The organism is Mesorhizobium sp. P2_A8 (assembly GCF_056404935.1).
In genome coordinates, this window is record NZ_JBFUDB010000007.1 from 157,553 (window position 1) to 175,091 (window position 17,539).

The window sequence follows — 17,539 nt, forward strand, 5'->3', positions numbered from 1 at the left end:
CGGCCGGACGCCGGCGGACGGACGTAACGCCTTCGCGCACGATTCTTCAAGCGTCCCTCACGCCCCGTCACCACGTTGCCGCAATCGCCATCGTAGAATCTCCTCATCGAGCGGAGATTCCCGATGAGACGCGTCCTTTTCGCAGCGACTGCCTTTCTCTCCCTTGCCACAACCGGCCAGACGGCGCTCGCCGCCGACGATGCCCCCGAAGCGCCCTATGTCGACGATCGATCAAGCGCCGACGCCGTTGTCCGCTCACTTTACAGCGCCATCAACCGGCATGAATTCGCCCGCGCCTGGGGCTATTTCGGCGATACAAAGCCGGCAAAAGACTTCGACAGTTTCGTCAAGGGCTTTGACGGCACCGACAAGGTCGAGGTCGCGACGGGTGCCGTTTCAGACGAAGGCGCCGCCGGCAGCATTTTCTACAACGTCCCAGTCGCCATCCGCGCCACCGACAAGAGTGGCGGCGAAAAGGTGTTTGCCGGTTGCTATACGCTGCGCCAGGTCAATGCCCAGATCCAGGCGGCACCGCCTTTCGACCCGATCCACATCGAAAAAGGCGCGCTGAAACCCTCCACGGCCGATTTCGAGGAGGCACTGCCGGCGAGTTGCGGCGACGGGCCGCCGCAACCGACGAAGGACACGGCATTGGAGCAGGCCAAGAAGGCCTTCCTGGCGACCTATGGCGACCAGTGCGACAAGCAGTTCCTGGCCAATGAGCCGACCGTCTTTTCGATCAAGTACAAGGACAAGGATGCGGCGCCCGGCGATCCCGACAAGGAAACGCGGCTGTTCCATTTTTCCTGTTCGGCCGCTGCCTACAATGAAAGCTCGATCTACTACATGACCGACGAGGTGTCGGGCGTGCAGCAATTGCAGTTCGCCGAACCCAAGATGGACATCCGCTACGAGAACAATGACAGCGACGGCAAATTGCTGGGCATGAGCATCGTCGGCTTCCAGACGACCGGGTGGGCGGTCAATTCCGACTATGACGAGGAAGCCCACACGATCACCACTTTCAACAAGTGGCGCGGCATCGGCGATGCGTCCGACGCGGGGACGTATCTGTTCCGCAACGGCAATTTCTCGCTGGTCCAGTTCGACGTCGATGCTTCCTATGACGGCGAGCAAAATCCGCAGACCGTTGTCGACTACAACACCGCACCCTGAGAGTCAGAAGAGCTTCCCCCAAGCGGGAATCAGGGCGCCTTCGACAGCATCCAGTTGAGCGTGCCGCGCCAGTCGGTCATACGGATCGGCGTGCCATGGGTACCGGTCTCGAAGCGAACGAAGCGGGTTGGGTAGGGATAGGCCTTCGATTTGGCGATGATAGAGCGGAAGAAGGCTTCCTGCTTTTCCACGGGGAAAACCACGTCATGGCTGCCCTGGCCGAAGAAGACAGGGACGTGACGCCTGAAGGCCGGGCTTGAGAAAAAACTCTCGTCCCATAGCGAGCCGAGCAGCAGCAGCCCATTGATGCGCCGGCCCGTGTCGTTGCGGGCGGCAAGCTTCCAGCACAGAGCGCCGCCCATCGATCCACAGGCGACGAAGATCTTCGCGCCCGGCGATTGTTCGGCGTAGTGGTCGATCAGGGCAGCGACCTGCGCCGCACCTTTGTCGCCGAAATCGGTAAAATCCGGGCTGAGATAGAGGCCGCCATTGCCGGCCATCAGGTTCTTGAGCCGGTTGAAATTGCCGCCAAAGGTGAAGTCATCGACGCCTTGCTTGCGGCTGCCGCCCTGCCCGTGCAGGTAAAGCACAATGATGGCGGCGCCCTCGGTCTTGCCGACGGCAACATGCCTGACATCGCCAGCGTCGGTCTTCAGCAGCAGATCCTGCTGCGCCTTGCGAACGCCGGTGTCGGTGTACTGGGCGTGTACCCGGCGCTCGGGCACCTCGTCACGCTGGTTGATGTCGCGCATCTCACGGTAATCGAGGACCGTGTAGGCGCCGTTGGTGTCGGACGACAGCGTCCCCGGATAGGCGAAGAGATCGTCCTTGAAGGGTTTTAGCGACAGCGTCTGACTTTGAGCGACCGACGACAACAGGGTTGTCGCGGTTACAAGGGCGCAGAAAAAGCGGAAGCGGAAAGACATGCCCAAGGCATGCGGTTTTCGACTTCGGTTTGTCAATCCTGCAGCACGCCGCCGGCTCCTTCCAGCGCTTCGCGGGTGTCGACATCAACAGACGCGCCTTCCCCGATCTCGACATCGATGACATCGAGCCCTTCGGCCTCGACCAGATGACGTGCGCCGGTGTCGCCCTCGAGATGGGCGATCGCTGGAAACAGGGAGCGCGGCAAGAGCACCGGGTTGCCGCGCTTGCCGTCATGCGAGGCGCGGACCACCGAATTGCCGCCGGCCTTGCGGAACGCATCGATCAATCCGTCGAGATCACCCGACGCGACACCCGGCATGTCGCCGAGAACGATCATCACGCCGGCGGCGTCTTCGGGCAGGTAGGCAATACCGGCCTTCAGCGACGTGGACAGACCGTCGGTGAAATCGGGATTGTCGGCGAAGGTCACATCGAGGCCCGCCAGCGCCGCGCGCACCCGCTCGCGTTGGTGGCCGGTGACGACAATCGTGCCCGAAGCCTTCGAGCCAAGCGCACGCTCGGCGGTGCGGCGCACCAGAGGCTTGCCATCGAACAGCGCCAGGAGCTTGTTCGGTCCACCCATGCGGCTCGACCGGCCAGCCGCCAGAAGGACGATGCCGACCTTGAGCTGGCTTTTGGCCGGCAGCGGTTCGCGCGGCTGCGGCCGGGTCGGGATTTCCATCAACAGTCCGCCGACCCCCATGCCGGCAATATCCTTGGCGGTCACATCAAGGCCAGCGATCAACCGGTCCAGCACCCAGTCGAAGCCGTTCTCCTTGGGGCTGCGGGCGCAGCCGGGGGCGCCAATGACACGCTTGCCATCGAGCGTGCCGAGCACCAGCAGATTGCCGGGGTCGACCGGCATGCCCGCGCGGATGACGGTACCACCCGCCATTTCGATCGCTGCCGGAACGACATCGGCGAAATCGCTCATCGCCGAGGCGCCGAAGATCACCACCATATCGTTGTCGCGCGCCAGCGAAGCCGCGGCCTCCGCCACCGGCGCGATCTCATGCGGCGTGCGGCGCTCTGCCGTCAGCCTGCCGCCCGAGCGCGCCAGCCGCGCTTCGGTGACGCGCAATGTCTTGTCGAGCACACTCGGCTTGATGCCCGGCAGAACCGTCTGGATGACGCCAACGCGAACCGGCCGATAGGCGTTGGCTGCAAAGATCTCGCCACCGGCGCAGATTTTCGTGACCGCATCGACCAGCGCGGAGCTGACCGCGAAAGGAATGATCTTCACCGTCGCGACCATCTGGCCTTTCTCGACCGGCGCATGCTGCGCCAGCGTGGCGATGGTGATGGCGGGATCGACGGCGTTGATGGCGTCGATCATCGCGGCATTGACGGTGAAGATGCCCGCTGAGCTGGCATGGAGGTTGACCCGCCCGGTGGCGGCCGGTCGCACATCGATACCGCGAAAGCGCATGCTTTCGGCTATTTCCTGCGCGGCGGCGTCTTCGCCGAGATCGTCAGAAGCCAACACAGCCGCAACCACCTGCGTGACGCCTGCCACCTTGAGCACCGAGACATCTTCGGCGCTCAGCCTGTGCGCCTTGCGAAAACGCCGTTCTCCGGCTGTGGTGGCATGTGCGAGCACCGCACCTTCTGCCGCTTCGATCGGGATCGGGCCAAATTTCACGCTGCCGCGCCTTTGGACTCGAGGCCGCGCGAGCGGAAGGCATGGACAACCTGTGCCAGTACCGCGACCGCAATCTCGGCAGGGCTGGCAGCACCAATGTCGAGCCCGATCGGCGCATGGATGCGGGCGATCTGCTCGGCGCTCGCGCCCAACGCCAGCAAGCGTTCGACGCGCTTGGCATGCGTTTTGCGGCTACCAAGCGCGCCGACATAGAAGCATCTGGCGTCGAGTGCTGCCTTCAGCGCGAAATCGTCGACCTTCGGATCATGGGTGACGGCGGCGAGAGCCGTGTAGCTGTCGAGCGGCTGGCGTTTCAGCACATCCTCCGGCCATTCGGCGTGCAAAGCGACATCGGGAAAGCGGTCGGGTGTAGCAAAGGCGGTGCGCGGATCGATGATCTCCAGGGGATAGCCGGCGATCCTGGCCATCGGCGCCAACGCCTGGCTGATGTGCACGGCGCCGACGACAACGAGCCGCGGCTGCGGCAGATGCGCGTTGAGAAAGAAGGTCCGCCCTTCGGCCTCGACCGAACCGGAATTGCCGGTGCGGAACGCCTTGGCGATCGCAGCGCCGAGATCGCCGGCAACCTGATCGCCTTCGCGCACGATACGGTCGCGGCCGTCACCAAGATCGGTGACAAGGATCGCCGCGCGGCGGGCGCGGCGTTCGGCGTTCAACGTTTTCAGCGCATAGGGATCCATAAAAGGTCAGCCCAATCTTTCAACATAGACCTTGATCCGGCCGCCGCAGGACAGACCGACCTGCCAGGCGGTTTCGTCGGCAACACCGAACTCGAGCATCCTGGCCTTGCCGCTGTCGATCACGTCGATTGCTTCAGTCACCACCGCGCCTTCGACGCAGCCGCCCGAGACGGAGCCGTGGAAATTGCCGTCGGCGTCAATGACCAGATGGCTGCCGACGGGGCGAGGCGCAGAACCCCAGGTCTCGACCACGGTGGCGATGGCCACATCCTTGCCGTCCTTCATCCAGCCTTCCGCGATGATCAGCGGGTCGCGGGCCTCATCGAGATAGATGCTGTCTTCCATGATCGCTTCTCTCAGAGTCTGTTTCTCGTATTTCTCGGGCCACATATGGTCACGCGGCGTGCCTCGCGCCAGCGTCCAGCCACCGGCGCGGATCGACAGACTGCGCCGATTTCTTATCCAGCGATGCGCAGAGATCGGCGAGTGCATCGAGATTGTGCACCGAGCGAAACTCGTCGACATGCGGCAGCATCGCCTTGACGCCGCGGGCGCGCGCCTGGAAACCGTCGAACCGCAGCAACGGGTTGAGCCAGATCAGCCGCCGGCAGGATTTGTGCAGGCGCTCCATTTCCTCCGACAGGCCGGCGATATCGTCGCGCTCCAGCCCGTCGGTGATCAAAAGTACCACCGCGCCCTGCCCCAGCACACGCCGCGACCACAGCCGGTTGAACTCGGCCAGCGTGTCGCCGATGCGGGTGCCACCCGACCAGTCCTTGACCGCCGCCGAACAGTCGGCAAGTGCGGCATCGGGATCGCGATGACGCATCTGCCGGGTCAGGTTGGTCAGCCGCGTGCCGAAGACGAACGTGTGCACCCGCCGGCGTTTTTCCGTCAACGCATGCAGGAAATGCAGGAAGATGCGCGTGTACTGGCTCATCGAGCCGGAAATGTCGGCCAGCACCACCAGCGGCGGATGGACCTCACGCGGTGAGCGGAATTTCGGCAGGATCAGTTCGCCGCCGGTGCGCGCTGCCGAACGCATCATGGCGCGCGGATCGATGCGGCGGCCGTGCGCATCTGCCTTGAAGCGCCGGGTCCGCACCATGTCGAATGGCAGCCGCAACTGGGCGATCGCCCTTCTGGCATCCGCCATTTCAACGGCGTTCATCTGGGCAAAGTCCTTGCCGCGCAGCACCTCATTGCCGGAAAAGGTGAAGCGGGCATCGACCTCGATCTCGGGGATCTCCTGGGCCGGCTGGTTCTTCTGGTGGCCCTCGAACATCGCCTGGCTGACACGGTTCTCGGCGGCGCGCGGCTTCTGCTTCTCCCTGGCGTCAGGCGCCACAGGCGAAAACATCGCCAGCATCTTTTCGATCAGTTCGCGCGATTTCCAGAACAGCCGGAAGGCTTCGTCGAAGGTGGCGTGATCCTCGTGCCGTGACACCAGCACGGCATGCAGCGTCCAGTAAAAGTCATCTCGCGAACCGATGCCGGCGACCAGCACCGCCTCTATGGCATCCTTGACCGAGGCCGGCCCGACCCGCATGCCTGCCTTGCGCAAGGTACGGGCGAAATAGACGATGTTGTCGGCGATGCGTCCGTCCGGCCGGGCTTCCTTGGGTTCGGGGCGCGACACCGGCATGGCCCTACTCCGCAGCCGAAAGCTCGGCTTTCACCTCGTTGAGGATGCGCCGGCCTTCGCCCTGTTCGATGCGGGCGATGTCGTCCTGGTATTTCAACAGCACGCCGATCGTGTCGGACACGGTTTCCGGATCGAGCGCCACCTTGTCGAGCTCGGTCAGTGCGCCGGCCCAGTCGATGGTTTCGGCCACGCCCGGCACCTTGAACAGTTCGATCTGGCGCAGCTTCTGGATGAAGGAAACCACTTCGGCCGAAAGCCGCTGGTTGGCCTGCGGCACCTTTCGGCGCACGATCTCCAGCTCTCGCTCGGCATTGGGATAGTCGACCCAGTGATAGAGACAGCGCCGTTTCAGCGCGTCATGGATCTCACGTGTGCGGTTGGTGGTGATGATGACGATTGGCGGTTCTTCCGCCTTGATGGTGCCGAGTTCAGGCACCGTCACCTGGAAATCGGACAGGATTTCGAGCAGGAAGGCCTCGAATGCCTCGTCGGTACGATCGAGCTCGTCGATCAGGAAGACCGGGGCAGCGCCTGTCTTGCCGGTCAGCGCATCGAGCACAGGGCGACGGATCAGGTATTTTTCGGAGAAGACATTACGCTCCATGGCGGTGCGGTCGACCTTGCCGGCCGCCTCCTCCATGCGGATCTCGATCATCTGCGCGGCGTAGTTCCACTCGTAGACGGCGGACGAGACATCGAGCCCTTCATAGCACTGCAGGCGAATCAACCGGCGGCCAAGCGCCTGGGCCAGCACCTTGGCGATCTCGGTCTTGCCGACGCCGGCCTCGCCCTCGAGGAACAATGGCCGCTTCATGCGCAACGACAGGAACAGCACGGTCGCCAGCGACCGGTCCGCCACATAGTCCGCGCCGGTCAGGAGATCGAGCGTCTCGTCGATCGTCCGCGGCACGGTGCGCGGTTTCAGCTCGGTCATTCTTTCTCCGTGAACGCCGGCGCTCCGCTGTCCAGAACGTGGTAGCCGCGGGCGTGGTAGATCAGCGGCCGCAAATTATCGCCGATGCGCAGGCCTGTCACCTTGCCAAAAAGCACACGATGCGTGGCCAGATCCTTGGTGTCGATCAGTTCGCAGTCGAACACCGCGAGCGCGCCCTTCAGCGTAGGCGCGCCGGTGGAAATCACGTCCCACTCGCCGAGCGCGAAGCGCTCCTCGACCGGCAGGCCGGTGATGCCGGAAAAGCCGACCGACAGCGGCTCCTGGTGCGAAGCCAGCGTGTTCAGGGCAAATCTGCCGTTTTTCACGAACGGCTCATTCTTGAGGTTTTCACAGTTGAGGCAGACCAGAATCGTCGGCGGCGTATCCGATACCGAACAGGCCGCGATCACCGTCGCGCCGCGCTTGCCCGCCGGCCCATCGGTGGTGACCACATGGACGTGGCCGGCAAAATGGCTCATCGCATCGCGATAGGCCTGCGGCCCAATGTCGTTCTTCTTCAGCACCGGAAATTTTCCACAGTCAGAACCCTACCGCTATATATGGCGACATATGACATGCCACAAGCGAGGCGACGGCTGAGCCTGGGCTCCTTCTCCCCAAAATTCGCGTGTTGCACCAAGCCCGGCCAGCCTTTAGGTCTTGGCGGAATTGGCGCCAGCAAAATGTCGCCAGCTTGGAGGAATTCTTCATCAGGATGCGATCCAGGGTAACGATATCGGCCGCATTGGCCTGGCTGTTCATGGCCAGCGCCGCCAGCGCCCAGACGATGCTGGTCGGCGTTGCGGCACCCTTGTCAGGACCGTCAGCCATCCTGGGCAAGCAGATCGACGCCGGCACGGGTCTTGCAGCCGAAGCGAACGGCATCGAACTCAAGACCATGGATGATGCCTGCACCGCTGACGGCGGCGCCGCCGCGGCCAGGGAATTCGTGGCGGCCAAGGTCAATGTCGTGGTCGGCTTTCTCTGCACCGAGGCGATCGAAGCGGCGATGCCGATCCTCAAGGACGCGAACATTCCGGTCATCACCGTTGGTGTGCGAACCGAAAGCCTGACCGACCGGCGTGCCAAGACCGGCTGGCCGGTCTACCGTCTCGGGCCACGAGGTGACGATGAGCGCAATGCAGTCGCCTCCAGCCTCACCCATCTGTGGCAGAATGACTTGTTCGCTATCATCGATGACGGCACCATCTATGGCCGCGAAATCGCCGAGACGCTTCGCGCGGCGGCCGAGCAGGCGGCGCTGAAACCGGTTTTCGTCGACACGTTCCGGCCGCAGCTCGACAACCAGATCGGAATGATTGGCCGGCTGAAAAAGGCAGGCGCCTCGCATGTCTTTGCCGGCGGCGACGGCGAAGACATCGCCATCATGGGCCGTGATGCGGCGCAACTGTCTGCCGGCATCGTCTTCGCCGGCGGCGAAAATTTGCGCACACCGGGCGACGTGCCCTATGCGGTGGGCACGCTGATGATCGCGCCGCCTGAATGGGCCGATGTCGCCGATCCAAAGGTCCTGGAAAGCTTCTCGGCACAGAAAATCGTGCCGGACGGCTACACATTACCGGCTTATGCGGCGGTCGAGATCGCCAAGGCGGCGTCAGGCCTGTCCGAAACCTCGGGCAAGCCGCTCGCCGACGCTCTGACGGGGCATGATTTCACCACTGCGATCGGGCCGGTCCGCTTCGACGCGAAAGGCGACCTCAGCCAGAGCCCCTACCGTGTCTTCCGCTTCGATGGCACGCGCTTTGCGCCCTTGGAAAGCAACTGATGTTTCGCACCGGCCCGCGCAATCTGATCACCGACGTTGCCGGCCTGCGCGTCGGCAATGCTTCCGACACCAGGCTGAAGTCCGGCGTCACGACCGTGCTTTGCGACGGGACGGCGGTGGCAAGCGTGCAGGTCCTGGGCGGTGCACCGGGCACCCGTGAGACCGATCTGCTCGAACCGCACAATTCGGTCGAGGCAGTCCACGCCGTGGTGCTTTCGGGCGGCTCGGCTTTCGGCCTCGACGCGGCATCCGGCGTGCAGGCGGCGCTGCGCGAGCGCGGCATCGGGCTCGAAGTCGGCGGCTTTCGCGTGCCGATCGTGCCAGCGGCGATCCTGTTCGACCTGCGCAATGGCGGCGACAAGGATTGGGGGCGTTATCCACCCTACCGCGACCTCGGCTATGAAGCGGTCCAAGCCGCCAGCACCGAATTCCAGCTCGGCACGATCGGCGCCGGCACCGGAGCCCTCACTTCAGGGTTGAAGGGCGGCCTCGGCTCGGCCTCGACGCTTCTCGACAACGGCATCACCATCGGCGCGCTGGCCGCCATCAATCCGACCGGCTCGGTGACCGTCGGCCGAACCCGCCATTTCTGGGCGGCACCGTTCGAAATCGGCGACGAATTCGGCGGGCTTGGCTATCCCTCGCCGATGCCAGACGATGCGAAACGGATCCTGTTGAAATACCGCGACAAGCGTGTCGGCGGACAGATGGAAACCGGCGGAAACACCACCATCGCCGTCATTGCCACGGACGCGGTGCTCACCAAGGCCGCTGCAAAGCGCCTGGCGATATCGGCGCATGACGGATTCGTGCGCGCCATCTGGCCAACGCATACGCCGGCCGATGGCGACCTGGTGTTTGCGCTGGCGACGGGCACGAGTGGTGTCGAGCTTGCGGCCGACGCGGCGATCGACCTCTACGCCACGGCCGGAGCCACCATGGCGCGCGCCATCAGCCGCGGCGTGTTTGCCGCGACGCCTGCCGTTGACGACCTGTTTCCAGTCTGGTCGTCGCGCTCGGGGTGAAGCAGTCGATCAAACCGGATCGGATTTTTCTTCCTCGAAGGTCACCGCGACATCGGAATTCGCTGACAGCCACACCTTCTTGCCATCGACCTCGGCAAGCAGGCTCAGGGGAATGTAATGGTGGTGGCCCTTGTGAGCGCCAGCGCCGCTATCGGCCTTGGTCAGCTTGATGCGCTCACCTTCCACCTTGTCGACGGTGCCGACATGCACGCCATCGGCGCCAACGACTTCCATATGCTCACGAATTTTGCTGGTGTCGGTCATGGTGGTTCTCCATTGGGGCTGCTGACGATAACTAATGACGGGCCGATTGGATGCATCGGCTTTGGGACTGCACGACGTTTTGATTCCGTCGTGCTAATGCATGTCGCCCAAAGGTGGTTCCGGTTTTGGGAGAACGACATGCATAGAAAGAAAGACCTAAAGCGCGTCACCTGAATCCGTTCAAACGCGACGTGCTTTTGGGGATTGGAACGACGACAGCTGCCGGAGTGAACCGATGCGATTGCTTTTTCTGTTAGCCGTTTCTCTGCTTGCACAGTTCGCGACGTCGATCGCCGCCCATGCAGGCGATGTCGCCGAACTCGAAATCCTCGGTTTCACCAAGGACGGCGGCGTCTTCGCCTTCGAGGAGTATGGCGTCCAGGACGGGTCCGGATTCCCCTATGCCAACCGCTACTACATCGACACGAACGACGACAGCTTTCTCAAGGGAACGCCGATCCGGGTCCGGATTGACGATGAGAACGCCACGCTCGAAGCGGCGCGCCTTGAGGCCCAGCAGAAAGGCGAAGCGATCGTCAAACAGGCTGAGTTGAGCGCGAACAGGGGTATCACCGCGGGCTTCAACCCGGTGACCGAGCTTTCGGCCGATCCGCACCGGATGGCGGTCAACCCACGCCCGATCTTTTCGCCGGTCGACCGGCCGCTCGAATTCCGGCTCGACGAGATCGGCATGAACAACACCGAAGGCTGCGAGAGCCAGGGAGAGATCAACGGCTTTCGGCTGCTGCGCATCGAGGCGCAGGATGGCGGCACGAGCAAGCTGCTGCACGAGGACAAGTCGATCCCCAGAAGCCGGGGTTGCCCAAACGGCTACCGGATCGGCGCGGTGCAGACATTTTCCATGGACAGTCTGAGCGGCTATGCGGTGCTGATCACGGTGCGCCAGTACGGCTTCGAGGGGCCGAACTTTCGCTGGATCGCGGTGACCGGCCGCCTGTGACACCGCTTGTTCAACCCGCTGGGCGCAATCGCCCCCCGAGCCGCCTTCGCCGTGCGATGCCAACACCGCGGACCGCGCTTTTCGGCGCCTTGTTGTGGGCCGTGACGATGGGCGCCAGCGCGCTCGTCAACCTGCTTTTGGACGACTGGGAGACGCCGGAGAAAATCCGCACCGTGTCGCTGCTCTATGCCTGCGGCGGAGCGCTCGCCTTTCCGCTTGGCCTGTTCGCGGCACGGCTGGTCTCGCTTGGAAGGCGCTGGGAGGTCGCCTTTGCGGCGGCGTTCGTGTGCCTGCTCGGCGCAACGATCGGCCTGACCGGCGGGCTGTTTGCCCTGCAGTACCGCTCCTACTACGCCGAATGGCATGCCCCGGCTTTCACCTTCACCTGGGGCCTTCAGTTCGTCTTCACGATGCTGACGGCGCTCTATCAGTTCGTGGTGCTGGGCATCCGGCTTTATTTTCCGCTTGGTTTCGTCGCCTTGTTTGCCGCCAGCGTCTGGTTTGCACGGCAGCAGCGTTGAGCATTTTGCCCGCCTCTGTTAGGACGCGGGCAAACTCCTCGACAAATCAGGACTGACCGATGATCCCTCGTTATTCCCGGCCGGAAATGGTCGCCATTTGGTCGCCCGAAACCCGGTTCCGCATCTGGTTCGAGATCGAAGCCTATGCCTGCGACGCGCTGGCCGAACTCGGCGTCATTCCCAAGGAAGCGGCAAAAACCATTTGGGAAAAGGGCGGTGCCGCGAAATTCGATGTCGAGGCGATCGACGAGATCGAGCGTGTCACCAAGCACGACGTCATCGCCTTCCTGACCCATCTTGCCGAATTCGTCGGACCCGACGCCCGCTTCATCCACCAGGGCATGACATCGTCTGATGTTCTCGACACCTGCTTTGCCGTGCAGCTTACCCGAGCGAGCGACATCCTTCTCGCCGACATCGACGCGCTGCTTGCAGCACTCAAGCGGCGTGCCTTCGAGCACAAGGACACCGTCACGATCGGCCGCAGCCACGGCATCCATGCCGAGCCGACGACCTTCGGCATCAAGCTGGCGCAGGCCTATGCCGAGTTCTCGCGCTGCCGCGAGAGGCTGGTGCACGCGCGGGAAGACATCGCCACCTGCGCCATTTCGGGCGCGGTCGGCACCTTTGCCAACATCGAACCGTATGTCGAGGAACATGTGGCGGCAAAACTCGGCCTGAAGCCGGAACCGGTGTCGACGCAGGTGATCCCACGCGACCGCCACGCCATGTTCTTCGCCACGCTCGGCGTCATCGCCTCGTCGATCGAGCGGCTGTCGATCGAAATCCGGCATCTCCAGCGCACCGAGGTTCTGGAAGCGGAAGAGTATTTTTCGCCGGGACAAAAGGGCTCGTCGGCAATGCCGCACAAGCGCAATCCGGTGCTGACGGAAAACCTCACCGGCCTTGCCCGCATGGTGCGCTCCATGGCGCTGCCAGCGATGGAAAATGTAGCGCTCTGGCACGAGCGCGACATCTCACACTCCTCAGTCGAGCGCATGATCGGGCCGGACGCCACGGTGACGCTCGACTTTGCGTTGTCGCGGCTGACCAGCGTCGTCGACAAGCTGCTCGTCTATCCCGACAACATGCTGAAGAACATGAACAAGTTCCGCGGCCTCGTGCATTCGCAGCGCGTCATGCTGGCGCTGACGCAGGCGGGCCTGTCGCGTGAAGATTCCTACCGGCTGGTTCAGCGCAACGCCATGAAGGTGTGGGAACAAGGCGCTGATTTTCTTGAGGAATTGTTGGCCGACAAGGAAGTGACCGCAGCCCTGCCGGAAGCCGAGATCCGCGAGAAGTTCGACCTCGGCTATCACACCAAGCATGTCGACACGATCTTCAAGCGGGTGTTCGGCGAAGCCTGAGGATTTCGACTGCAGGGAACTTGGTTGTTGCCGACAGCGCCTTCGTTTTTCAAGGCACGACGTAGTTTGTCCATATCGCATAAACTGTACAGGCGATGGGTGTAGTTGTCATTGACGACGTTATCGAAGACTTTGGCACAGCGTCCTGGTTCGCTCGCTGGGTAATTCGCTTTTGTATCGATAGGGTCGGAGAAAAGCCGTACCTAGTTAATTTTCGTAATCAGTACGACTGGGGTTACAACTGCATATACGTACATGAACTGAACACCGCTGATCTCCGCGAATTTGCAGATCTGCTGCATCAGTTTGTGCTGGATTTTCATCTCGACGCAGCCGGCTACGACGCGCAAAAATTTCTCGCTCATGCCCAGAAACTCTCTGCGCTCGTCGATTCATATGTCGACAAGCGCCTACGAGCTTAAACTGCTTTTGTTGATCAGGCCTTGCCGGGAACAGTCCTGATCACCGTGCCCCACGGGTCTTCGCGGGTCACCGGGCTGGCCACATTGTCCGAGCGCATCTCAACCCAGGCAAGGCCCGAGCGGCTCGGATCGCGGCGGCCGGCGCCGGGGCTGCGCCAGGCATTGGCGCCGATGTGGTGGTGATAGCCCCCGGACGACAGAAACACCGCCTGACCGCCATATTTCGCCACGGTGTCGAAGCCGAATTCCTGGTTCCACCAGGCTTCGGCGTCTTCCGGCCTGCCGACGCGCAGATGGACATGGCCGACAATGCTGTTTTCCGGCGCCCCCTGCCAACCCGCGTCACCGACCGGCACTTCGGCAACCACCGACGGAATGTTCAGCCGCTCGGTGGCCATGGCTATCTTGTCGCCATTCCACTTCCAGTCCTGCGGGAGGCGGTCGGCGTAGATCTCGATGCCGTTGCCTTCGGGATCGGTCAGGTACAGCGCTTCGCTGACCAGATGGTCGGAAGCCCCCTCGATGGCGATCTTGTCGGCGATGGCATGGTTGATCCAGCGACCGAGATCGGCGCGGCTGGGCAGCAGGAAGGCGGTGTGGAACAGGCCGGCGCTTTGCGGATCGTCCGGCTTTGCCTTCGCATCCGCCTCGATGACCAGCAGCGGACGGTTGGCGGCGCCGAGCGTGATCGCGCCATCGGCGCGGCTCAACTCCTGCAGGCCGACGACGCTGCGATAATAGGCGGCAAGGCTTTCGGCATTGCGCGCCTTCAGCCCAACACGGGCGACGCTGACGGGGGTGGTGGCGGCAAAAGGCAATTCACTCATCAAAGTCTCCGTTCGGCCAGCCTGCGGTAGAGCCCCGCGCCGCCAATCATTGTACGCCGTGTGGAGTTCCCGCACTGGCTGTTTCTATTCCTGACGACAAATCGTCCATCGCCATCGTTCACACAAGACGTGAAGAAGCGAACATCGTGTTCACCATTGTGATCAAGAGCGCGGTTCATGGCCGTTGCACGAAGCGACGCCGCTCGCTATTTCAGCGCCATGAAGGTCAAAGACACAGATATTCTCATCGTGCCGGGCTACACCAATTCCGGCCCCGACCATTGGCAGAGCCGCTGGCAGTCGAAGCTGTCGACGGCGCGCCGCGTCGAACAGGCGGAGTGGTCCAAACCAGTGCGCGAGGACTGGACGGCGAGCGTGGCCAAGGCGGTCAACGAGGCCGAGCGGCCGGTCGTCATCGTTGCGCACTCGCTTGGTGTCGCGGCGGCAGTGCAAGCCATGCCGCAGTTCGTAAAGCCGGTCGCCGGCGCCTTCTTCGTGGCGCCGCCAGATGTCGCCAATCCCAAGATCAAGCCCAGGCACCTGATGACCTTCGGTCCCTATCCGCGCGAACCGCTGCCCTTTCCTTCGATCGTGATCGCCAGCCGCAACGACCCTTTCTGCGCCTTCGATGTCGCCGAAGACATTGCCGGCGCCTGGGGCTCGCTGTTCATCGACGCCGGCGAGACCGGTCACCTCAACGCCGATTCAGGCTTCGGTCCGTGGCCCGAAGGCTCGATGACCTTCGCCAAGTTCCTGACCGACCTGAAACCCTGAGCTTGCTCAGGAGCCGATCGAATCCCTGACGCTCTTGATCAGGGTTTTTGCACCGAGCCCGATCAGCGCGTGTTCCGAGCCCATGGCCAGCAGCCGGTAGCCCATCGACACAACGCGGCCGGCAATCGCCGGCTCGACGACATAGATCGCTGCATGTTTTCCGGCCTTGCGGGTGCGTTCGGCGACCGACGCCACGGTTTCCATCATGCTTTCCAGCGTCGAATTGACGGTCGTGCCGTTGCTCCAGGCGATCGAGAAATCCGACGGGCCGAGGAAGATGCCGTCGATACCAGGCGTGTCGAGAATGCCGTCGAGCGCGTCGAGTGCCGCGCGGGTCTCGACCATGGCGAAAGCCATGGTGCGCTGATTGGTGTCGCGCAGCCATTCAGCCTGGTCGCCCTTGCCGTGGCGCGGAAACGCATAGGTCGGGCCCCAGGAGCGCTCGCCAATCGGCGGATATTTCATGGCGGCGGCGAACAGTTTTGCATCGGCCACCGAATTCACCATCGGCGCAATGACAGCCTCGGCGCCGAAATCGAGCGCGCGGCTTGCCATGTCGAAGCGGCCGACCGGAATGCGCACCAGCGCCGGCTTGTTTGCGGCGAGCACAGGCACGAGACCGCGCAGCACGCTGTCCTCATGATGGCCGCCATGCTGCATGTCGAGCGTGACGGCATCGAAGCCCTGCTTGGCGACGATCTCGACGGTCAAGGCATCCGGTACGCCGGACCATGCGGTGAACAGCGTTTCATCGGCCGCAAGGCGGGACTTCAGGGACATCTGATCTTTTCCTTGTTAACGACAGCAGTTTCAGCCGGAAACCGCTGCAAAGGCAAAGAAAAACCGCCCGGATAGGCCGGGCGGTCGATTGGTCCAGCGCGTGGTGGGATCAGGTGTTCTTGATCTGCTCGATCGCCTGCGCCATCAGCTCGTCCATGGTGCGGCGGATCTGGTGGTCCGACTGGTCGACACCGGCGTCGTCGAAGTCCTTGCGGATCTTGCGGAATACGTCGTGATCGCCGGCTTCCTCGATGTCGGCGACGACCACCTGCTTGGCATAGGCGTCGGCATCGGCGCCCGATTTTCCGAGCTTTTCGGCTGCCCACAGGCCGAGCGCCTTGTTGCGGCGCGCCGAGGCCTTGAACCGAAGTTCCTCGTCGAATGCGAATTTGCGCTCAAAGCCCTCTTCGCGATCCTTCATGCTGCTCATGGCATCCCTCCGATGGAAATCGATTCGCTGGTGATGATGTATATGTGTTGACGAAGCACAAACCAAAAGGTCGCGAGCCGGTCAATACGCTTCGTAGCATGCTGCGCTGCGGCATTTCACTCCCGAAAGCGGTTGATTGGAAGGATTTGCCGATTGAGCAAACGATGTGATTGGGATAGACCCGGCATTGAACCCTACCGTAGCCGCACTATTTCAGGCAGACGGACAGGAAATGGTCGCTTGCCGCCTGCCCGGAACTCCAGAGAAAAAATCAGATGAAAAATCGCCGCCGCATTTATGAAGGCAAGGCCAAGATCCTCTATGAGGGACCCGAGCCGGGTACGCTCATCCAGTTCTTCAAGGACGACGCAACCGCATTCAACAAGAAGAAACACGAAGTCGTCGACGGCAAGGGCGTGCTCAACAACCGCATTTCCGAGCACATCTTCAACCATCTCAACCGCATGGGCATTCCGACCCACTTCATCCGCCGGCTCAACATGCGCGAGCAGCTGATCAAGGAAGTCGAGATCATTCCGCTCGAGGTGGTGGTGCGCAACGTCGCGGCCGGCTCGCTGTCCAAGCGCCTCGGCATCGAGGAAGGCACCGTTTTGCCGCGCTCGATCATCGAATTCTACTACAAGGCCGATGCGCTTGACGATCCGATGGTGTCGGAAGAGCACATCACCGCGTTCGGCTGGGCCAGCCCGCAGGAAATCGACGACGTCATGGCGCTCGCCATCCGCGTCAACGACTTCCTCTCCGGCCTGTTCATGGGTGTCGGCATCCAGCTCGTCGACTTCAAGATCGAATGCGGTCGCCTGTTCGAGGGCGACATGATGCGCATCGTCGTCGCCGACGAGATTTCGCCGGATTCCTGCCGCCTGTGGGACGTGGCGACGCATGACAAGCTCGACAAGGACCGTTTCCGCCGCGACATGGGCGGCCTCGTCGAAGCCTATCAGGAAGTCGCCCGCCGCCTCGGCATCATGAACGAGAACGAGCCGCCGCGCCCCACCGGCCCGGTGCTTGTCGCCTCGACCGAAGGCGTCAAAGGCAAGCCGCACTGATAGCGGCTTGCACCCCGATATTTGAGAACAGGAGCATGTCCAGCGTGATCAAGGCCCGCATTACCGTCACCCTCAAGAACGGCGTGCTCGACCCGCAAGGCAAGGCAATCGAACACGCACTGTCCGGACTGGGTTTCGGCGGCGTCGGCGCGGTGCGGCAGGGCAAAGTGTTCGACGTCGAGCTTTCGGAGACCGACAAGGCCAAGGCCGAGGCTGATCTGAAAGCCATGTGCGACAAGCTGCTGGCGAATACGGTGATTGAGAATTACGCGGTGGAGATCGCCTGA

At 62.7% G+C, this 17,539-nt stretch carries 20 protein-coding genes; 9 read left to right on the forward strand and 11 right to left on the reverse strand.

What is annotated here, in order from left to right; translation table 11 throughout:
- Nucleotides 1–123 precede the first annotated feature (123 nt).
- Complete coding sequence (locus AC1D10_RS21290; RefSeq protein ID WP_477275283.1) at nucleotides 124–1,176, forward strand: DUF1176 domain-containing protein; 1,053 nt, start codon at nucleotides 124–126, stop codon at nucleotides 1,174–1,176.
- A 29-nt stretch (nucleotides 1,177–1,205) separates the two neighbouring features.
- On the opposite strand, the gene AC1D10_RS21295 is transcribed toward AC1D10_RS21290, so the two are convergent.
- From AC1D10_RS21295 to AC1D10_RS21325, 7 genes are read right to left on the reverse strand one after another with little or no spacing between them, the layout of a single operon-like run.
- Nucleotides 1,206–2,102, reverse strand: coding sequence for an alpha/beta hydrolase family protein (locus AC1D10_RS21295; protein ID WP_477275285.1), 897 nt, complete (start codon nucleotides 2,100–2,102; stop codon nucleotides 1,206–1,208).
- Nucleotides 2,103–2,134: 32 nt separating this feature from the next.
- Nucleotides 2,135–3,745 carry an NTP transferase domain-containing protein gene (locus tag AC1D10_RS21300; protein WP_477275287.1) on the reverse strand — a complete coding sequence of 537 codons (1,611 nt, stop codon included), beginning with the start codon at nucleotides 3,743–3,745 and terminating at the stop codon, nucleotides 2,135–2,137.
- Nucleotides 3,742–4,446, reverse strand: coding sequence for an XdhC family protein (locus AC1D10_RS21305; RefSeq protein WP_477275289.1), 705 nt, complete (start codon nucleotides 4,444–4,446; stop codon nucleotides 3,742–3,744). Before AC1D10_RS21305 ends, AC1D10_RS21300 begins: the two co-directional genes overlap by 4 nt.
- Nucleotides 4,447–4,452: 6 nt before the next feature.
- The gene (locus AC1D10_RS21310) at nucleotides 4,453–4,791 is read right to left on the reverse strand and encodes an XdhC family protein (RefSeq protein ID WP_477275291.1); all 339 of its coding nucleotides are present in this window, start codon (nucleotides 4,789–4,791) and stop codon (nucleotides 4,453–4,455) included.
- 49 nt (nucleotides 4,792–4,840) lie between these two features.
- Complete coding sequence (locus AC1D10_RS21315) at nucleotides 4,841–6,091, reverse strand: vWA domain-containing protein (RefSeq protein ID WP_477275293.1); 1,251 nt, start codon at nucleotides 6,089–6,091, stop codon at nucleotides 4,841–4,843.
- 4 nt (nucleotides 6,092–6,095) lie between these two features.
- On the reverse strand, nucleotides 6,096–7,025 hold the full coding sequence (locus tag AC1D10_RS21320) for an AAA family ATPase (RefSeq protein WP_477275295.1): 930 nt from the start codon (nucleotides 7,023–7,025) through the stop codon (nucleotides 6,096–6,098).
- Nucleotides 7,022–7,549 carry a flavin reductase gene (locus tag AC1D10_RS21325; protein ID WP_477275297.1) on the reverse strand — a complete coding sequence of 176 codons (528 nt, stop codon included), beginning with the start codon at nucleotides 7,547–7,549 and terminating at the stop codon, nucleotides 7,022–7,024. Before AC1D10_RS21325 ends, AC1D10_RS21320 begins: the two co-directional genes overlap by 4 nt.
- A 191-nt stretch (nucleotides 7,550–7,740) precedes the next feature.
- Here AC1D10_RS21325 and AC1D10_RS21330 point away from each other — a divergent pair, with 191 nt between their 5' ends.
- Both AC1D10_RS21330 and AC1D10_RS21335 read left to right on the forward strand, forming a co-directional pair.
- Nucleotides 7,741–8,811: a branched-chain amino acid ABC transporter substrate-binding protein gene (locus AC1D10_RS21330; RefSeq protein WP_477275299.1), complete on the forward strand. Its 1,071-nt coding sequence runs from the start codon at nucleotides 7,741–7,743 to the stop codon at nucleotides 8,809–8,811.
- The gene (locus AC1D10_RS21335; protein WP_477275301.1) at nucleotides 8,811–9,836 is read left to right on the forward strand and encodes a P1 family peptidase; all 1,026 of its coding nucleotides are present in this window, start codon (nucleotides 8,811–8,813) and stop codon (nucleotides 9,834–9,836) included. Before AC1D10_RS21330 ends, AC1D10_RS21335 begins: the two co-directional genes overlap by 1 nt.
- A 9-nt stretch (nucleotides 9,837–9,845) precedes the next feature.
- Here the strand turns inward: AC1D10_RS21335 and AC1D10_RS21340 are convergent, their stop codons facing one another.
- Nucleotides 9,846–10,100 carry a DUF2171 domain-containing protein gene (locus AC1D10_RS21340; RefSeq protein WP_477275303.1) on the reverse strand — a complete coding sequence of 85 codons (255 nt, stop codon included), beginning with the start codon at nucleotides 10,098–10,100 and terminating at the stop codon, nucleotides 9,846–9,848.
- Between the two features lie 235 nt (nucleotides 10,101–10,335).
- On the opposite strand from AC1D10_RS21340, the gene AC1D10_RS21345 reads away from it, so the two are divergent.
- From AC1D10_RS21345 to purB, 3 genes are read left to right on the forward strand one after another with little or no spacing between them, the layout of a single operon-like run.
- Nucleotides 10,336–11,061, forward strand: coding sequence for a DUF2259 domain-containing protein (locus tag AC1D10_RS21345; RefSeq protein ID WP_477275305.1), 726 nt, complete (start codon nucleotides 10,336–10,338; stop codon nucleotides 11,059–11,061).
- Between the two features lie 56 nt (nucleotides 11,062–11,117).
- Entirely contained in the window at nucleotides 11,118–11,582 is a 465-nt protein-coding gene (locus tag AC1D10_RS21350; protein ID WP_477275307.1) for a hypothetical protein, read from the forward strand.
- A 59-nt stretch (nucleotides 11,583–11,641) separates the two neighbouring features.
- Nucleotides 11,642–12,949 carry an adenylosuccinate lyase gene (purB, locus tag AC1D10_RS21355; RefSeq protein ID WP_477275309.1) on the forward strand — a complete coding sequence of 436 codons (1,308 nt, stop codon included), beginning with the start codon at nucleotides 11,642–11,644 and terminating at the stop codon, nucleotides 12,947–12,949.
- Between the two features lie 436 nt (nucleotides 12,950–13,385).
- Here the strand turns inward: purB and AC1D10_RS21360 are convergent, their stop codons facing one another.
- Nucleotides 13,386–14,198, reverse strand: coding sequence for a VOC family protein (locus tag AC1D10_RS21360; RefSeq protein ID WP_477275311.1), 813 nt, complete (start codon nucleotides 14,196–14,198; stop codon nucleotides 13,386–13,388).
- 219 nt (nucleotides 14,199–14,417) lie between these two features.
- Here AC1D10_RS21360 and AC1D10_RS21365 point away from each other — a divergent pair, with 219 nt between their 5' ends.
- Nucleotides 14,418–14,972 (forward strand): RBBP9/YdeN family alpha/beta hydrolase, encoded by a 555-nt coding sequence (locus AC1D10_RS21365; protein WP_477275836.1) that lies wholly within the window; start codon nucleotides 14,418–14,420, stop codon nucleotides 14,970–14,972.
- 6 nt (nucleotides 14,973–14,978) lie between these two features.
- Here AC1D10_RS21365 and AC1D10_RS21370 read toward each other — a convergent pair whose 3' ends face one another.
- Nucleotides 14,979–15,752 carry an HpcH/HpaI aldolase family protein gene (locus AC1D10_RS21370; protein WP_477275313.1) on the reverse strand — a complete coding sequence of 258 codons (774 nt, stop codon included), beginning with the start codon at nucleotides 15,750–15,752 and terminating at the stop codon, nucleotides 14,979–14,981.
- Between the two features lie 109 nt (nucleotides 15,753–15,861).
- Nucleotides 15,862–16,182 carry a DUF1476 domain-containing protein gene (locus AC1D10_RS21375; protein WP_379097050.1) on the reverse strand — a complete coding sequence of 107 codons (321 nt, stop codon included), beginning with the start codon at nucleotides 16,180–16,182 and terminating at the stop codon, nucleotides 15,862–15,864.
- Nucleotides 16,183–16,457: 275 nt separating this feature from the next.
- Here AC1D10_RS21375 and purC point away from each other — a divergent pair, with 275 nt between their 5' ends.
- Nucleotides 16,458–17,252, forward strand: coding sequence for a phosphoribosylaminoimidazolesuccinocarboxamide synthase (gene purC / locus AC1D10_RS21380; RefSeq protein WP_111542508.1), 795 nt, complete (start codon nucleotides 16,458–16,460; stop codon nucleotides 17,250–17,252).
- Nucleotides 17,253–17,296: 44 nt separating this feature from the next.
- On the forward strand, nucleotides 17,297–17,539 hold the full coding sequence (gene purS / locus AC1D10_RS21385; protein ID WP_457154074.1) for a phosphoribosylformylglycinamidine synthase subunit PurS: 243 nt from the start codon (nucleotides 17,297–17,299) through the stop codon (nucleotides 17,537–17,539).

What these genes read in the sequence shown, in the direction of transcription:
- AC1D10_RS21290 (WP_477275283.1), top strand. Translation starts at nt 124, where the DNA reads ATGAGACGCGTCCTTTTCGCAGCGACTGCCTTTCTCTCCCTTGCCACA.
- AC1D10_RS21295 (WP_477275285.1), bottom strand. Translation starts at nt 2,102, where the DNA reads ATGTCTTTCCGCTTCCGCTTTTTCTGCGCCCTTGTAACCGCGACAACC.
- AC1D10_RS21305 (WP_477275289.1), bottom strand. Translation starts at nt 4,446, where the DNA reads ATGGATCCCTATGCGCTGAAAACGTTGAACGCCGAACGCCGCGCCCGC.
- AC1D10_RS21310 (WP_477275291.1), bottom strand. Translation starts at nt 4,791, where the DNA reads ATGGAAGACAGCATCTATCTCGATGAGGCCCGCGACCCGCTGATCATC.
- AC1D10_RS21315 (WP_477275293.1), bottom strand. Translation starts at nt 6,091, where the DNA reads ATGCCGGTGTCGCGCCCCGAACCCAAGGAAGCCCGGCCGGACGGACGC.
- AC1D10_RS21320 (WP_477275295.1), bottom strand. Translation starts at nt 7,025, where the DNA reads ATGACCGAGCTGAAACCGCGCACCGTGCCGCGGACGATCGACGAGACG.
- AC1D10_RS21330 (WP_477275299.1), top strand. Translation starts at nt 7,741, where the DNA reads ATGCGATCCAGGGTAACGATATCGGCCGCATTGGCCTGGCTGTTCATG.
- AC1D10_RS21335 (WP_477275301.1), top strand. Translation starts at nt 8,811, where the DNA reads ATGTTTCGCACCGGCCCGCGCAATCTGATCACCGACGTTGCCGGCCTG.
- AC1D10_RS21340 (WP_477275303.1), bottom strand. Translation starts at nt 10,100, where the DNA reads ATGACCGACACCAGCAAAATTCGTGAGCATATGGAAGTCGTTGGCGCC.
- AC1D10_RS21345 (WP_477275305.1), top strand. Translation starts at nt 10,336, where the DNA reads ATGCGATTGCTTTTTCTGTTAGCCGTTTCTCTGCTTGCACAGTTCGCG.
- AC1D10_RS21350 (WP_477275307.1), top strand. Translation starts at nt 11,118, where the DNA reads ATGCCAACACCGCGGACCGCGCTTTTCGGCGCCTTGTTGTGGGCCGTG.
- purB (WP_477275309.1), top strand. Translation starts at nt 11,642, where the DNA reads ATGATCCCTCGTTATTCCCGGCCGGAAATGGTCGCCATTTGGTCGCCC.
- AC1D10_RS21360 (WP_477275311.1), bottom strand. Translation starts at nt 14,198, where the DNA reads ATGAGTGAATTGCCTTTTGCCGCCACCACCCCCGTCAGCGTCGCCCGT.
- AC1D10_RS21365 (WP_477275836.1), top strand. Translation starts at nt 14,418, where the DNA reads ATGAAGGTCAAAGACACAGATATTCTCATCGTGCCGGGCTACACCAAT.
- AC1D10_RS21370 (WP_477275313.1), bottom strand. Translation starts at nt 15,752, where the DNA reads ATGTCCCTGAAGTCCCGCCTTGCGGCCGATGAAACGCTGTTCACCGCA.
- AC1D10_RS21375 (WP_379097050.1), bottom strand. Translation starts at nt 16,182, where the DNA reads ATGAGCAGCATGAAGGATCGCGAAGAGGGCTTTGAGCGCAAATTCGCA.
- purC (WP_111542508.1), top strand. Translation starts at nt 16,458, where the DNA reads ATGAAAAATCGCCGCCGCATTTATGAAGGCAAGGCCAAGATCCTCTAT.